This is a genomic window from Leisingera caerulea DSM 24564, from assembly GCF_000473325.1.
Taxonomy (GTDB): domain Bacteria; phylum Pseudomonadota; class Alphaproteobacteria; order Rhodobacterales; family Rhodobacteraceae; genus Leisingera; species Leisingera caerulea.
This window is the reverse complement of sequence record NZ_AXBI01000019.1, coordinates 229,952-245,600: the sequence shown is the minus strand read 5'-3', so window position 1 is coordinate 245,600 and position 15,649 is coordinate 229,952. Positions and strand designations below refer to the sequence as shown.

The 15,649-nt window shown below is 63.0% G+C and carries 14 protein-coding genes; 8 read left to right on the top strand and 6 right to left on the bottom strand.

The window, feature by feature from the left end; genetic code table 11:
* Positions 1 to 94: 94 nt before the first annotated feature.
* On the bottom strand, positions 95 to 898 hold the full coding sequence (locus CAER_RS0103245) for a helix-turn-helix transcriptional regulator (protein ID WP_027234068.1): 804 nt from the start codon (positions 896 to 898) through the stop codon (positions 95 to 97).
* 230 nt (positions 899 to 1,128) lie between these two features.
* Between CAER_RS0103245 and CAER_RS0103240 the strand changes: the two genes are divergently transcribed.
* From CAER_RS0103240 to CAER_RS0103210, 7 genes are all read left to right on the top strand, one after another.
* Complete coding sequence (locus CAER_RS0103240; protein ID WP_027234067.1) at positions 1,129 to 2,691, top strand: ABC transporter substrate-binding protein; 1,563 nt, start codon at positions 1,129 to 1,131, stop codon at positions 2,689 to 2,691.
* Between the two features lie 111 nt (positions 2,692 to 2,802).
* A complete protein-coding gene (locus tag CAER_RS0103235) occupies positions 2,803 to 3,741 on the top strand; it encodes an ABC transporter permease (RefSeq protein ID WP_027234066.1) in 939 nt (312 codons plus the stop codon).
* Between the two features lie 10 nt (positions 3,742 to 3,751).
* Positions 3,752 to 4,657, top strand: coding sequence for an ABC transporter permease (locus CAER_RS0103230; protein WP_051357657.1), 906 nt, complete (start codon positions 3,752 to 3,754; stop codon positions 4,655 to 4,657).
* On the top strand, positions 4,654 to 5,634 hold the full coding sequence (locus CAER_RS0103225) for an ABC transporter ATP-binding protein (RefSeq protein WP_027234064.1): 981 nt from the start codon (positions 4,654 to 4,656) through the stop codon (positions 5,632 to 5,634). The genes CAER_RS0103230 and CAER_RS0103225 overlap by 4 nt, the downstream gene beginning before the upstream one ends.
* Complete coding sequence (locus tag CAER_RS0103220) at positions 5,631 to 6,554, top strand: ABC transporter ATP-binding protein (protein ID WP_027234063.1); 924 nt, start codon at positions 5,631 to 5,633, stop codon at positions 6,552 to 6,554. The genes CAER_RS0103225 and CAER_RS0103220 overlap by 4 nt, the downstream gene beginning before the upstream one ends.
* Before the next feature lie 36 nt (positions 6,555 to 6,590).
* The gene (locus tag CAER_RS0103215; protein WP_027234062.1) at positions 6,591 to 8,216 is read left to right on the top strand and encodes an amidohydrolase; all 1,626 of its coding nucleotides are present in this window, start codon (positions 6,591 to 6,593) and stop codon (positions 8,214 to 8,216) included.
* Positions 8,216 to 9,712, top strand: coding sequence for a M81 family metallopeptidase (locus CAER_RS0103210; RefSeq protein ID WP_036796825.1), 1,497 nt, complete (start codon positions 8,216 to 8,218; stop codon positions 9,710 to 9,712). Before CAER_RS0103215 ends, CAER_RS0103210 begins: the two co-directional genes overlap by 1 nt.
* 59 nt (positions 9,713 to 9,771) lie before the next feature.
* Here CAER_RS0103210 and CAER_RS0103205 read toward each other — a convergent pair whose 3' ends face one another.
* From CAER_RS0103205 to CAER_RS0103190, 4 genes are all read right to left on the bottom strand, one after another.
* Entirely contained in the window at positions 9,772 to 10,275 is a 504-nt protein-coding gene (locus tag CAER_RS0103205) for a universal stress protein (RefSeq protein WP_027234060.1), read from the bottom strand.
* 16 nt (positions 10,276 to 10,291) lie between these two features.
* Positions 10,292 to 11,632: a TRAP transporter large permease gene (locus CAER_RS0103200; RefSeq protein ID WP_027234059.1), complete on the bottom strand. Its 1,341-nt coding sequence runs from the start codon at positions 11,630 to 11,632 to the stop codon at positions 10,292 to 10,294.
* A 17-nt stretch (positions 11,633 to 11,649) separates the two neighbouring features.
* Positions 11,650 to 12,186 carry a TRAP transporter small permease gene (locus CAER_RS0103195; protein ID WP_027234058.1) on the bottom strand — a complete coding sequence of 179 codons (537 nt, stop codon included), beginning with the start codon at positions 12,184 to 12,186 and terminating at the stop codon, positions 11,650 to 11,652.
* Positions 12,187 to 12,256: 70 nt separating this feature from the next.
* Positions 12,257 to 13,270, bottom strand: a complete 1,014-nt coding sequence (locus CAER_RS0103190) for a TRAP transporter substrate-binding protein (protein WP_027234057.1) — start codon at positions 13,268 to 13,270, stop codon at positions 12,257 to 12,259.
* A gap of 168 nt (positions 13,271 to 13,438) precedes the next feature.
* Between CAER_RS0103190 and CAER_RS0103185 the strand changes: the two genes are divergently transcribed.
* Entirely contained in the window at positions 13,439 to 14,374 is a 936-nt protein-coding gene (locus CAER_RS0103185; protein ID WP_027234056.1) for a LysR family transcriptional regulator, read from the top strand.
* A 15-nt stretch (positions 14,375 to 14,389) separates the two neighbouring features.
* On the opposite strand, the gene CAER_RS0103180 is transcribed toward CAER_RS0103185, so the two are convergent.
* Complete coding sequence (locus tag CAER_RS0103180) at positions 14,390 to 14,839, bottom strand: Lrp/AsnC family transcriptional regulator (protein WP_027234055.1); 450 nt, start codon at positions 14,837 to 14,839, stop codon at positions 14,390 to 14,392.
* Positions 14,840 to 15,649: the final 810 nt, after the last annotated feature.

Sequence of the window (15,649 nt, the reverse complement as noted above, 5' to 3'; positions counted from 1 at the left end):
CGGCGGCAGCGATGACAGCAGCTCAGGCAACTGAAACCGGAAATAAAACAGAAAAGGCGGCCGAAGGGCCGCCTTTCTCACCGGGGTTGCAGCCTTAAAGCAGGTAGCTGCCGTTGATGTCCGGCAGATCTTCCTTGGCCGGGGTTTCCAGATATTTCCTGACTGTCGGGTCAATCCGCGGGCTGCGCACCGGGTGAACGCCGCAGGCGGCAATCGCCTCGCGCGCTGTGACCCGCTCATCCAGCCGTTTCCAGATCGTCCGCGCAGCATAGGGGCGGGGGAACGGCCGCCAGGCCAGCCCCATGGTCATGCCGCGCAGGTATTTCAGCTGCTGCCGGTGGGCCGAAAATAGGATGGTCTGCGCCACGCTGCCTTCACGGGCACGCTCGTGCTCGGTGATGAACAGCCGGTTGCCCCGCATCGCCACCAGCCCCCGATAGCGCGAGATCTGCCGGATGCTCTGCTCCGGGTCATGGGCAATTTCCAGGTTGCGGGACAGAATCAGCCCGTCCTGTTCTATGAACCGGGTCAGCGCGCAGAAGATGCCGTCGCCCCAGGAGGGGGTGTGGAAATAGGCGTGGTAGAAGCCGAGGTAGCGTTTCAGATTGCGCTGCTGTCCGCGGAAGGGCGCCAGGAATTCCTCGCCCGGGCTGTGCGTGGCGGGACCGGCTGCCTCGGCGAGGCGGGCTTCAAACTCTGACTGCGCGGCAAACAGCTGCGATTCCGGGATCGCGAAATACCGGGCAATCCGGCGCAGGTTGTGCGCGGAGGGCAGGCTGCTGCCATTGAGGTAGCGGTTGAACTGCTGGCGGTTGAGGCCGATCTCGCGGCAGATCTGCGCAATGCTGCCATGCTCAGCGCAGAGCGAGCGCAGATTTTCTGAAAAATTCCCAGACAAGCGTCAATATCCTTCGCGTTCTGACGCGAGTGTGGATCATCCCGTGTCAGTTCGCGCATGTTTGCACAGTTTTGAATCCGGCGAAACCGGCGTTTCTGGAGCCAAGCCGCGTGAGTATGGCAAGCCGCGGTCCGGCCGGGAGGGCTGGAGAGTGGAGGCGGCAAACCGAGCGGCAGCAGGAGAGGGCCCCGGTTCGCGGGCTCAGTGGATCTGATCCAAGGGAGGACACTATGAGGATCGAATGGACCAAGGCGCCGGTGGGACGGCGCAATTTTCTGAAGGGCGCCACCGCGCTGGGGGCGGCCGCCGTCTTGCCGATGGGCCTGGGCAGCCGCGCGATGGCAACCGCGGACGGTACCCTGCGGGTGCGCTCCTATGGCGACCTGCAAAGCATCGACCCGGCCTTTTCCAAGGGTGTGATCGACGAGGAGATCCATGCCTCGATCTACAACAAGCTGATCCAGTATAAGCCGGGCCGCGAATGGGACTGGCAGATGGACGCTGCCGCGATGATCGAGCAAGGCGACGAAACCCACATCAAATTCGCACTGCGCGATGACATCGGGTTCACAAACGGCTTCGGCGCAATGACCGCCGAAGACGTGAAATTCAGCTTTGAGCGGATCGTTGCGGAAGAGACCGAAAGCCCGAACAAACCTGACATGGGCCCGCTAAGCCATGTCGAGGTGACCAGCGAGCGTGAAGGCACCATCGTGCTGAAAGAGCCGTTTGCCCCGCTGTGGAGCATCGCGCTGCCCTATATCACCGGCAATATCGTGTCCAAAAAGGCCTGGGAGGCCGCAGGCGGCAAGGCAACAACCGATCCGCTGGCAGAATCCGGCCCTTACTTGCGCGACAGCTGGTCGCCCAAGGAAAAGACCGTGCTGAAGCGCAACCCGGACTGGAAGGGCGAAGCCCCCGCCTGGGACACGATCGAGATCCTGCCGATCGACGACGAGAACACCGCCGAGATCGCATTCGAGGCCGGAGAACTGGACTTTACCCGCGTCTCACTCGGCTCGGTCGCGCGCTACCGGGACGGGGTGCCGAACGGCGGCACGCTGCTGGAGTACCCGTCACTCTATTACGCCTGGCTGGGCATGAACCTGGATCACCCCAAACTGCAGAACAAAAAACTGCGCCAGGCGATTCAGCATGCCATCGACGTGCCCTCGGTCCTGGAAGCGGCCTATTTCGGCGCCGTGGAACCCTCCACCGGCATCATCGCACCGGGTCTGGTCGGGAACCGACCGCAATCGCTGGTGCCGCCGCAAGCGGATTTTGCCAAGGCCGCGGACCTGTTGGCGGAATCCGGTGAAACCAACGTCACGCTGAAGCTCGACACGCTGAACAAAACCACCTTCACCACCGCGGCGCAGGTGATCCAGGCGACACTGGCGCAGATCGGCATCACGGTAGAGGTGAACGTGCTGGAATCCGGCGCCTTCTGGGCCAGCGCGGATAACGAGGATCTGCAGCTGGTGCTGAACCGCTACTCGATGACCCCGGACCCGTATTACGCGACTTCCTGGTTCACCACCGAACAGGTCGGCCACTGGAATTGGGAACAGTTCAGCAACGACGAGTTCGACAAGATCCATGCCGAGGCCGCGCAGCTGACCGACCAGGCCAAGCGGGACGAGATGTACCGGCGGGCGCAGGACCTGATGGAGGAAAGCGGGGCCTACCGTTTCCTGACCCATGAGGCGACGCCAGTGGTGCATTCCGCCGGAGTAGTGCCTGCATTGAGGCCCGACGGGCTGGCGCTCTTGCGCTACTTCGGCAAGGCCTGACACTCCCCTCAGGCCCGGTCCTCCCGCCGGGCCTGACTTGGCACGGCTGCATAATGCGGCGCAGCCGTGCCGTTTTCATCCGCACAGCGAAGACAAGGGGGCCATGCGGCCATGTTACTTTATGCAACCCGGCGGTTCGGGCTGGCACTGCTGATCCTGATCGTGGCGGTCACCGTCATGTTCCTGATGATCCGCGCCGTCCCCGGCGATCCGGTCCAGATCATGCTGGGCCCGCGCGCCACGCCAGAGCTGCAGGCGCGGCTGACGGCAGAGCTGGCGCTGGATCAGCCGATCTGGAAACAGCTGCTGATCTTCTATGGCAACCTGATGCAGGGCGATCTGGGGATTGATGTGTTCTCGGGCCGGTCGGTGACCGAGATTGTATTCCAGCAGCTGCCTCACACACTGTGGCTGATCCTGGGGTCGATCACCTGGTCCGCCACGCTTGGCATTGCGCTTGGCGCATATGCGGCTGCGCATCCCAATACGGTGATCGACCGGATCACAGCCGCCATTTCCGTCAGTTTCGTCGCCGCGCCCGCCTTTGTCGTCGCGCTGCTGTCGCTGCTGATCTTTGCGGTGCACCTGCAATGGTTCCCGGCCATCGGCGCAGGCGAAGGTTTCTGGGACCGCCTCAATCACCTGGTGCTGCCCGCCTTTGCCATCGGTCTCAGCTGGGTGGGCTATATCGCCCGGCTGGTGCGCGCCTCGATGCTGGAGGTGATGGGCGAGAGCCACATCCGCACCGCCCGCGCCTTCGGCATTCATGAACGCCGCGTTGTGATGGTTTATGCGCTCCGCATCGCCATCCTGCCGGTGGTCACGGTAATCGGCGTCGGCATGGGCTTTCTGCTCAGCTCCGCCGTCTTTGCCGAGATCGTCTTTGCCCGCCCCGGCCTGGGCAAGCTGGTGATCGACAGCATCACCACCCGCAACTACCCGATCGTGATGGGATCGGTGCTGATTTCGACCGGCCTGTTCGTGGTGTCCACCGCGCTGGCTGACCTGATCAACGCCTGGCTCGATCCCCGCGCCCGCACGGCGGCTTGAGGAGACTGTAATGTCTGAGGTTCAATCCGGAACACAGCCGGCCGCTGCGCCCGGCCGCACCCACAAATCCCGGTCCGAGCTGGGCCAGATCCTCCACGGCGTCGCCCGCGACCCGTTGGGGCTGATGGGGCTGATCATCGTCGGCACCATCGTTTTCTGTGCCATCTTTGCTGTCTGGATCGTTCCTTACGATCCGGTCGCGATGAACATCAAGGACCGCCTGCAAGGCCCCTCCGCCGCGCATCTTCTGGGCACCGACCAGCTGGGCCGCGACACGTTTTCGCGCGTCGTGATGGGCGGTCAGGTTGCGCTGAAAGTCGCGCTGCCCGCGGTCTTCGGCGCCATGGCCATCGGCCTCACGCTGGGCATGATCGCCGGCTACGGGCCGAAGTGGCTCGACAACCTGCTGATGCTGTTCTTCGACACCATCCGCTCCTTCCCGACGGTGATGTTTGCCCTGGCGGTGGTGGCGCTGGTAGGGCCGAGCCTGCAAACCGTGGTGTTTGTGGTGATGGCAACCTCGATCCCGACCTATGGCCGGGTGGCACGGACCCAGACGCTCACCTTGCGCAATTCAGAGTTTATCCTGGCCGAACGCTCCATGGGCGCCAGCATGAAACGCATCCTGGGCGTGCACATGCTGCCCAACATCGTTGGCGTGCTGGCGGTGCTGGCGGCGATGGATATTCCCACGGTGATCGCGCTGGAGGCGGGACTGTCCTTCCTCGGCCTCGGGGTGAAACCGCCGACGCCAAGCTGGGGCGCGCTGCTGAAAGACGGCTATTCGCTGATCCGCCAGACCCCTTGGCTGGTGGTGGGCGGCGGGCTGCCGATCATCCTGGCAACGCTGGGCTTCACCTTCCTGGGCGAGTCCCTGCGTGACGTGGTTGACCCGAAACTGAGGAAACAGAGATGAGTGATACGCTTCTGGAAATCGACCGCCTCAGCGTCGACTACGAGACCGCCCGCGGCGACTTGAAAGCCTTGCGCGATATCTCCTTCGACGTCCGCAAGGGCGAGATTGTCGGCATCGTCGGCGAGTCGGGATGCGGCAAGTCCACCCTGATCTCCTCGATCCTGCGGCTGACCGCCCCGAACACCCGGTTCCGGCAGGGCGAGGTGCGGTTCAAGGGGGACGATCTGCTGCAACTGCCGGAGCGCAGGATGCGGGCCTTGCGCGGCGCCGATATTTCCATCGTGTTCCAGGACCCGATGCAGACCCACAACCCGGTGCTGTCCATCGGCCAGCAGATGCTGGATATCCAGCACCGCTCCAAGGCGTCCAAGGCCGAGAAACGGGCGCGCGCCGCGCAGATGCTGGGTGCCGTCGGCATCCCGGACCCGGAGGCGCGGCTGGACCAGTTCCCGCATGAGTTCTCCGGCGGCATGCGGCAGCGGATTGCCATCGCCATGGCGCTGATGTCGGAACCGGACCTGCTGATCGCGGATGAGCCGACCACGGCGCTGGATGCCACGCTGGAGGTGCAGATCATCGAGCGCCTGCAAGAGCTGCAGCAGGAATTCGACTGCGCCATCCTGTTCATCTCGCATCATCTGGGGGTGATTGCAGAACTCTGCGACCGGGTGGTGGTGATGTATGCGGGGGCCGTGGTCGAAAGCGGCGAGGTGCGCGAGATCTTCCACGATCCCAAGCACCCCTACACCCGCCGCCTGATCGACTGCGACCCGGGCCACATCAAGGAGCGTGCCCGCGTGCTGCCCACCATCCCGGGCGAGGTGCCGGATCTGGCCAACCTGCCCGGCGGCTGCATCTTCCGCGACCGTTGCGACCAGGCCATGCCGCGCTGCGCGGCAGAAGTCCCACCGCTGACACAGCTGAAGGACGGCCACCACGCCGCCTGCTGGCTGAACCACAAGGAGGCCGCGGAATGAGCCTGCTGGATGTAAACAACCTCAAGACCAGCTATGGACCGGTCAACGTGCTGGCCGGTGTCAGCTTCACCGTCGAACCCGGCGAAACCTATGCGCTGGTGGGCGAGAGCGGCTCCGGCAAGACCACGGTGATCCGCGCGATTGCCGGGCTGGCGCCGGCGCAGGAGGGATCTGTGAAATTCGAGGGCCGGGAGATCCGCGGCGCCTCGGAACGGGAACTGCGCCCCCTGCGCAAGGACATCGCGATGATGTTCCAGGACCCGGTCGGCTCGCTGTCGCCGCGCCTCACGATCCGCAGCCTGATCACCGAGCCCTACCGCATCCAAGGCATGAAGGACCGCGATCTGGCCGCCGAGGCCAAGCGCCTCTTGGAGATGGTGAACCTGCCTGCGCATTTCGCCGACCGCTATCCCTATCAGCTGTCGGGCGGGCAGGCGCGGCGGGTGGGCGTCGCCCGCGCGCTGGCGCTGGAGCCCAAGCTGATCCTGGCGGATGAGCCCACCGCGGGCCTGGACGTGTCGGTGCAGGGGGAGCTTCTGAATCTGATGAACGACCTGCGTGAACGGCTGGGGCTGGCAATGGTGATCATCACCCACAACCTGAACGTCGTGCGCCACGTGGCCGACCGGATGGGCATCATGTACCTGGGCCGGCTGGTCGAGGAAGGCACCACCGAGGCGATCTTCAAGGAACCCCGCCATCCCTATACCCGCTGCCTGCTGTCGGCGAACCCGGAACCCGACCCCGACGCCCGGCTGGAACGCATTGCCCTGAAGGGCGAGCCGCCCAGCCTGCTGCGCCGCCCCAAGGGTTGCGAGTTCCGCGAGCGCTGCCCGTTTGCCCAGGACATCTGCATGCAAACCCCGCGGTGGGAGACCGAAAACGGCCACGGCCTGCGCTGCTTGGCACCGCTAAACTGACGGCCCCGTTCGAAACCCCTCAAAATCTGAAAGACCATGACCAGCACATTGTATTTCAACGGCGCTGTCCTGACGATGGACGCGGCCAATTCCTGCGCCCAGGCGGTGCTGACCGAAGGTGAAGCTATCCGCGCTGTTGGCGCCGAGGGTGAACTGCGCGCGCAGATGCCTGCGGGCACTCATGAGGTGGATTTGCAAGGCCAGTCCCTGATCCCCGCCTTCATCGACCCGCACGGGCATTTCCCCGATCCCGGCTTCATCCGGTTGTTCCGGGTCAACCTCGCCTCTGCCCCCAGTGGCGACTGCCCTGACATCCCCACCGCGCTGGACCGGCTGCGGGCCAAAGCAGCGGAAACCCCTGCGGGGGAATGGGTGATGGGGGTGCTGTTCGACAATACCGCCATTGCCGAGGGCAGGATGCCCACACGCGCCGAGTTGGACAATGTCTCAAACGAACATCCCATCTGGGTGATCCATGCCTCAGGCCACAACGGATCTGCAAACTCGCTGGCGCTGAAGCGCCACGGCGTGAACCGCGACACGCCGGACCCTCTGGGCGGGCGATTTGGACGCAACCCGGAGACCGGCGCGCTGACCGGGCTGATCGAAGGCCTGTCAGCGATGGGAGAGATGGGCGATACCGATTTCCTGATTGACCGCGAACGGTTCTGGGCCGGGTTCGACAGCTGCCGCGATGAATACCTGGCGCATGGCGTCACTTACGCCCAGAACGCCTGGGCCACGCGGGCGATGCTGGAGCATTTCGCCTCGCTGCCAGCCGATCAGGACCCCGGCTATGACCTGATGCTGCTGCCAATCGGGGAACTGGAGCCTGAGCTGAGCCGCGGCCCGGATGCGCTGAAGTGGCCTGGCAACCCGCATTTCACTCTTGGGCCGCGCAAGCTGTTCACCGACGGGGCGTTCCAATTGCAGACCGCCTTGCTCAGCGCGCCTTACCACAAGCCGGTGGATCCGGCGCACCCCTGCGGGATGCCTTATGCGGATGCTGCCGAACACCGGCGCGAGGTGAAAAAACTGCATGATCTGGGCGTTCAGATCCACTGCCACTGCAACGGCGACGCAGGTGCGCAGATGTTCATCGACGCGGTGGCGGCGGCGCTAAAGGACAACCCGCGCGCCGATCACCGCCACACCATCATCCACGGGCAAGCCTTGCGCGACGACCAATTGCAGCAGATGGCGAAGCTCGGCATCACCGTAAGTTTCTTCCCGGCACATGTGCATTTCTGGGGCGACCGCCATTACGATACCTTCCTGGGGCCGGAGCGGGCGGAACGGATTTCCCCCTGCGCCTCGGCTGAGCGTTACGGCGTGCGCTACACCATCCACAACGACGCATCCGTCACGCCGACGCGGCCGATCCACCTGGCCCATTGCGCGGTGAACCGGCTGACCGCCAGCGGACGGCGGCTGGGCGAGGCGCAGCGGATCAGCACCCTGTCAGCCTTGCGCGCCCAGACCATCGAGGCCGCCTGGCAGGTGTTTCAGGAAGACACCCGCGGTTCCATCGAACCCGGCAAACTGGCGGATTTTGCGGTGCTGAACCGCAATCCGCTTGACGATCCGGACCTGATCGACACCACCAAAGTCACCCGCACCATCCGCCGCGGGCGGACCGTCTGGGCGCAGGAGCAGAATTGATGCAGGCCAAACCGCGGATCGCCATTGCAGGCTTTCAGCATGAAACCAACTGCTTCGGCACCACCAAGGCCGGGCTGGCAGAGTTCGAGATGGCGGATTCCTGGCCCGCCATGCTGGACGGGGACGCGGTGATCCGCGAAACCCGCGGCATGAACCTGCCCATCGCGGGATTTGCCAAGGCGGCGGAGGAAGCCGGGATGGAGCTGGCCCCCATCCTGTGGTGCGCGGCGGAACCTTCGGCGCATGTGACCGATCACGCATTTGACACCATCTGCGCCAAGATCCTGGACGGGCTGCACGCTGCCGGGCCGCTCAATGGCATCTTTCTTGATCTGCACGGGGCGATGGTGACCGAAAGCCACCCGGACGGCGAAGGCGAAATCCTGCGGCGGCTGCGCGCCTGGGCCGGGCCGGGGCTGCCCATCGCGGTCAGTCTCGACCTGCACGCCAATATTTCAGCCGCCTCGGTGGAGCTGGCAGACTACATCGCGATCTACCGCACCTATCCGCATCTGGATATGGCCGAAACCGGTGCCCGCTGCGTGCCGGTGCTGCGGCACCTGCTGGCGGGCGGGACGCTGCACAAGGCATTCCGGCAGATGGACTACCTGATCCCGCTGCACGCGCAGTATACCGGCGCCACACCGGGGCGGGAGCTCTATGACGCGCTGCCGCCGCTGGAACAGGCGGGTGTTCTGGCGGACATCGCGCTGGGGTTCACCGCGGCGGATTTCCCGGACACCCGGCCCTCCTGCGTCGCCTATGCCCGGGCTGCCGCCGCCGCAGCGCGGGCGGCGGACCATATCGCCGGACTGTTCGAAAGGATGGAAGCGCACTCGGACCACCCGATGCTGACGCCCGGACAAGCGGCAGAGACCGCCTGCCAGCCGCGCACGCGCAAGCCGGTGGTGCTGGCCGACGTGCAGGACAACCCCGGCGCGGGCGGCACCTCTGACACCACCGGGCTGCTGGCGGCGCTGGCAAACGCCGGAGCGCAAGACGTGCTGATGGGCCTGTTCCATGATCCCCAGGCCGCCGCAGCGGCGCATGAGGCGGGACAGGGCAGCGTCTTCCGCATCGCCCTTGGCGGGCGTTCCGGCGCGGCGGGAGACCAGCCGTTTGACGCTGAATTTCAGGTGGTTGCGCTAGGCGGCGGCAGCTGCCGTTACACCGGGGAAATGTACGGCGGCGGGACCGCGACGCTGGGCCTCACGGCGGTGTTGAAACTGCACGGGACACAGGCGGGTATCACCCTTGTCGTCACCAGTATCCGCAACCAATGCCTGGATCTGGCGCATTTCACCCATATCGGACTGGACCCCGCCGCATACCGCACGGTCTGCGTGAAAAGCACCGCCCATTTCCGCGCCGACTTCGAGCCCGTTGCCAGCGCGGTCTATCCGGTTGCCGCTCCCGGTGTGTTTCCCTGCGATCTGGGAACCTTCCCCTACGAAAACCTGCACCCGGACGTCAGAACCATCCCTGCAAAGGGTTGAGACCTTCTGCAGGGATGGCCTTTCGCAGGCGGCCAGGGGGCTGCCGCCCGCGGGGAGGATCAGTCCTCGTCTTCGCCGTTCTGGTAGGGCACTACCAGCGTCGGGATCTGCGACCGGCGCAGGACGCGCTTGGCCACGGTGCCCAGGAAGGTGTGGGAAAACCCGTGGTCATGGGCGCCCAGCACGATCAGATCGCAGCCCAGTTCGACCGAGCGGCGCAGGATCACCTCTGCCGGGTGGCCGTCGGTCACCTCGACAGAGGTGACCTGATCGCGGATCTTGGCCTCGTCGCCTTCAAAAGACGCCCAGAACCGCGCCTGCCGCTCGGCCAGGATCTGCTTGACCATCTCATGCCGCCGCCGGGCCGCGGACTTGCGGGTCTCTTCGTTCAGCACAAACATCTCAAAGGTGATGCGGGCATCCTCGGAAATCGGCTCATTCACATGCAGCACATGGATTTCCGCCCCGGTCGCATGGGCCAGGCTGGCGGCATGCCGCAGCGCCAGGGTGGAGTTATGCGACAGATCGGTGGCAAACAGGATGCTGGTGATCATCGGTTTCATATCGGATCCTTTCTGATCAATAGCCGAACAGCCGCGGCAGCCACAGCGAGAGTTCCGGGAAGAAGGCGATGATGAAGATCGCAATCGTGTTCACCGCCGCAAAGGGCAGGGCGCGCAGCGAGATCGTCTCGATCGAGATGTTGGAGATGCCCGAAGCGATGAACAGGTTCTCCCCCAAGGGCGGCGTCTGGAAGCCGATGCCCAGGGTGCAGACCATCACCACGCCGAAATGGATCGGGTCGATACCCACCGAGTAAGCCACCGGCAGCATCACTGGCACCAGGATCAGGATCGTCGCCAGCGTCTCCATGAACATGCCGACAAACAGCAGGAAGAAGATGATCAGCGCCCAGATCACATAGAGATTCTGGGTAAAGCTCAGCATGCTGTCCGCAATCAGCGCCGGGATCTGGTTTTCCACCAGCAGGCGGCCGAACACGGTCGCGGTGAACAGGATCAAGAGCACGCGGCCCGTCAGCCAGGTCGTGGCTTCCAGCGACTGGAACAGCGACGACCAGGTCAGTTCGCGGTAGATAAAGACGCCAACCACCAGGGTATAGAAGATCGCCACGATGGCCGCCTCAGTCGGGGTGAAGAACCCGGTGTAGATACCGCCCAGGATGACCAGTGGTGCCATCAGCGACCAGAACCCGCGGTACATCTCGCAGCCGACATTGCGGATTGACCAGCCATCGGCAGATCCTTTGTACCCGCGTTTCTTCGACATGAAGAAGTTCAGGATCAGCAGGCTGGTGGCGATCAGGAAGGCAGGCACGAAGCCGGCAATGAAGAGTTTCGAGATCGAAACCGACTGGAAGGTGCCGAACTTCTCGACCGCTTCGGGCGGTGCCGTAAAGCCAAGCGCCGCGATGCCGAAGATCACCATCGGGATCGACGGGGGAATGATGATACCCAGGCCGCCGGAGGACGCCGTGATAGCAGAAGCATAACCCTTTTCGTAACCGCGGTTGATCATGGCCGGGATCATCAGCATGCCGACGGCCGCGGTGGTGGCCGGGCCGGAGCCGGAGATGGCGCCAAAGAACAGGCAGGCCATCACGGTTGCGGCGGAAATCCCGCCGGTGAACGGTCCCGCCAGGCTTTCGGCCACGTTGATCAGGCGCTTGGAGATCCCCGCGGCCTCCATCAGCGCACCGGCCAGGATAAAGGCAGGCAGCGCCATCAGCGGGAACGACCCGACAGAGGTAAAGGCGATCTGCACGAATTTGATCGGGTTTTCGTCCAGATAGAGGAACGAGATCAGCGACGACACCCCCAGCGCAACGGTGATCGGCGCGCCCAAAAGCAGCAGCAGCAAAAAGGATCCAAACAGGATCGTGACGATTTCGGTTTCCATAGTCCTGTCCCTCCCGGTTACGTGCGGTTGTCCGCGCCAGCGGCGGCCTTGATTTCATCAAGGTCGATCTGGTCGGGATCGTGGATGTCTTCGCCGCGGATCAGCTTGCGGTAATTCACCTGCAGAATGCGGATCGTCATCAGGGCAAAGGCGATGGGCAGCACCATGTAGATGTACTTCATCTCGATGCCCAAGGTCTGCGACTTCCAGAACTTGTTCATCTTGTTGAAGACAAAATCGGTGGCCAGCCACAGGAAGTAACAGTTGAAGAACAGCCAGAAGAGGTCGGCAAAGGCCTCAATGTACTTGATCCACCCCGAGGGCAGGAATTTGAACTGGAAAGTGACCCGGTTGTGCGCCCCCTTCAGCGCCGCATAAGAGGCCCCGAAGTAGACGAACCAGACGAACATGTAGACCGACAGCTCCTCGATCCACGAGAATGAATGGCCGAACACCTCGCGTGAGACGATCTGCACAAACAGCAGAATGACAAAGCCGGACAGCAATAGGCGGCAGATGTAGCTTTCTATATTGTCCAGAAATTTCCAGAACATGATGCACTCCTCCCCTGTGCGAAGCAGCGCCGCAGCGCTGCTTCGTTTTTTTTATAGGTTTGCCAGAGGCTTACTGAACCGGGTCGCGGCCGATGGCGGTCAGCACCGCATTCATTTTCTCAACGCCGCCGATGGAGTCATAGAACTTCGGCCAAACGGCTTCGGTTGCCAGCTTGATGAACTCCGCCTCGTCATTTTCCGGATCGTCGATCTGCATGCCCTTGGCGACCAGTTCATCCTTGATCTCGGCTTCGATGTCGCGCAGGTACTGGGCCGATTTCAGGGTGGCCTCCTTGCCCGCTTCGATCAGGATCTGCTGGTCTTCTTCGGACAGGTCCTGGAACACCGCCTCAGAGACAATCAGCGGCTCGATCGAGAAGATGTAGCGCAGGTTGGTCACATATTCCTGCACTTCGTAGAACTTCATGGAGTTGATGGTGGTGTAAGGGTTGTCCTGACCGTCGACCACCTTGGTCTGCAGGCCGGTAAAGGTCTCGGACCAGGCCATCGGGGTCGGGTTGATGCCCCAGGACTTGTAGGTTTCGATCATGATCTCGTTCTTGGGAACACGGATGATCAGATCCTGCAGGTCGGCAACTGTGGTAACCGGCTTCTTGGAGTTGGTCAGACGGCGGAAGCCGGTATAGGTCCACGCCAGGATGCGCACGCCTGCGTCCCGGATGGTGTTTTCGGTCAGCTCCTGGCCAATCGGGCCCTGGGTCAGTTTCTCGGCGTCTTCCAGGCTCAGGATGACATAGGGCAAGGTAAATACGCCAACGGTCGGCGAGAACGGGGTGACGTTATTGATTGCCAGCAGCGACATGTCCAGGGTGCCGATTGCAGCCTCGTTCACGGTGTCCTGCTCGGAGCCAAGCTGGCCGTTCAGGAACATGGTGCCAGTGTGCTTGCCGCCGGATTTTTCCTCCAGTGCTTCGATAAAGAATTTGCCGGTGCCTTCCTGCGAGCTGCCCGCGCTGTCGCCCACGGCGATCTTGAAGTTTTTGGCGGATACCGCACCGGTCGTCAGCATCGCGGCGGCAGAAACGGCTGCGGTCAGCGTGCAGACCTTCTTGAGAAATGACATAATATCCTCCCGTATTGTCATTCTGGGGTCCAAGGCGCGCGCTGGCCCGCCCTCCACAGCGTCATTGCCAGTCCGATCCGTCCTTGGTCTGCGGGAAGCTACATTGCGTTCTTTGTTTCTTGAATGTAAACTTTTGAAAGCAAAGTTTCACATATCACGAACCTATAGATGAACCGCAAGTCCCACCTCCAGCATGTTGCCGATGCCGATCTGAAATTGCTCCGCGTGTTCAAGGCCGTGGCCGAAAGCGGCGGCCTGGCGGCGGCGGAAACTGAGCTGAACATCGGCAAATCCACGATTTCCAAATACATCGCGGATCTGGAGCTGCGGCTGGATCTGAAGCTGTGCAACCGCGGCCCGGCCGGGTTTTCACTGACCGATGAGGGCAGCAAAGTGCTGAAATCATCAGAGGCCCTTCTGGTGTCGGTTGCCGACTTCCGGGCGGAAGTGAATGAAATCAAGCAGCAGCTGGCCGGCACGCTGCGCATTGCGCTGTTCGATCAATGCGCTTCCAACCCCGAGGCCTATGTCGCCGGAGCCATCCGCGCCTTTAACAAGGCCGCCCCCGCGGTTGAGATCGACCTGTCGCTGGAGCCGCCCAATGTGATCGAAACCAATGTAATCGGCGGCAAGATTGATGTCGGCATCCTGGCGCTGCACCGGCCTTCCCCCAGTCTGGACTACGCGCCGCTTTATGGCGAGGACATGTTCCTGTACTGCGGCAAGGGGCATCCGTTCATGGATTGCGACCACTCCAGCCTCAGTCTTGCGGATGTGCAGGCGGCGAATTACGCCGGCATCCGGGTGAACTCCCCCAACCTGTTTGTCGGCCAGACTCTCGGCTTCCGCCGCGCCGCCAAAGTGCAGAACGAACAGGCGCTGGCGATCCTCGTTATGTCCGGCAGCTACCTGGGGTTCCTGCCGGACCATCTGGCCGACGAATTTGTCCGCAGCGGCATGATGAGGAAAGTGCTTCCGGAGTCCATTTCCTACAGATCCCAATTTGCCGCCGTCACCCGCAAGCGCCCGGCGATGAACCGGATCACCAAGCTGTTCCTGGACACTTTGGTTGCGGCCCACTCAGGCCCGCCCCCCAAGGAGTAACGCTGAAGCGGGCGGTCAGATAATGTCCAAGGACACCTTGACCCGGTCCATCACCACCGAGGAAGTAAAGCGGCTGACGTTGGATTCATCAAAGAAATGCTCCTGGGTGAAGGCCTCGTATTCCTTGATGTCCTTGACGATGACCATCAGGATGAAATCGGCCTCACCGGTGGTGTAATAGCACTGCTGCACCTGCGGCGCCTTGCACATCTTGCGCTTGAAGGCATCCAGATGCATCCGGCTTTCCCGCTCCAGCACTACCTGGACAATCACGGTCATCTCCCGCCCCAGCCGGGCCGGGGAGAGGATGGCGATTTCCTTCTCGATCACCCCGGAGTCCCGCAGCTTTTTCAGCCGTTTCTGAACCGCGGGCGCGGACAGCCCCACCTCTTGACTGATCGCCTCAGCAGTCAGCTGCGCGTTGGACTGTATCAGCCGCAGAATGTCGTGGTCTTTATCATCCATGGCCGAGTTTTTGACCGGCGCGGCGGATTTGACAACTTGTTTCGTCAAATTTCCTTGCAATTGTGCCGCCACCCCCGTGCGGGCGCACGCCAGGCGGCGCCGGAACCGTGCAGCGACGGAGATGACCTGAACCGTCGTTCGCAAGGCCGGATTTTCTGCTCTTTTAACGCGATCCGGCACCCCGGTCCGGTCTTTGTTACCGGATCCTTAGGGCATCCGCGGAACACTTGTCCCGTCAACGGGCAGGTGCCCGGCTTTCCGGCGCGGGCCGGGTGCCGGTCCTGTGCGGCGCAAACAGTGGTTAGCGGTTGTTGCGGAGTGTTTTATGGGTACCGGTTCCAAGTCCCTCCTGTTCAGGCTGACCATCCCGGTCGCCGCGGTTCTGACGCTGTGCCTCGCGGCCGGCTGGCTGGTTATTCCGCGGGCGGTTGAACGCAACGCTGTTGCGGCCGCATCAACGGCTGCGGTCCAAGCGCTCGACCAGATCAAACCGCTTTTGGGGAATGCCCCCCGTTTTGACAGCCCGGACGCAATCGTCTCAGGCGCCGTAACCGGCGGCGATCCGCGCACCCTGTTCGTCTACAGCGCCAGTTCCGGCCCGAACACGGATGAGTTCATGCAGGCAGCCCGGGATTACCTGAGCAGCAATCCCGGCGGTACCTACGTCCGCACCAAGGCGCGGGACGGGGAAACCTTGTTGCGGGCTGCGGCGGCCGGCCGGATCGCGGCAGAGGGCAGCAGTGCGCCCGTCGTTATCGAACTCCGGCAAACCATCACCGGCCCGCTGGCGGCCGCCGCAAGCCTTGCGCA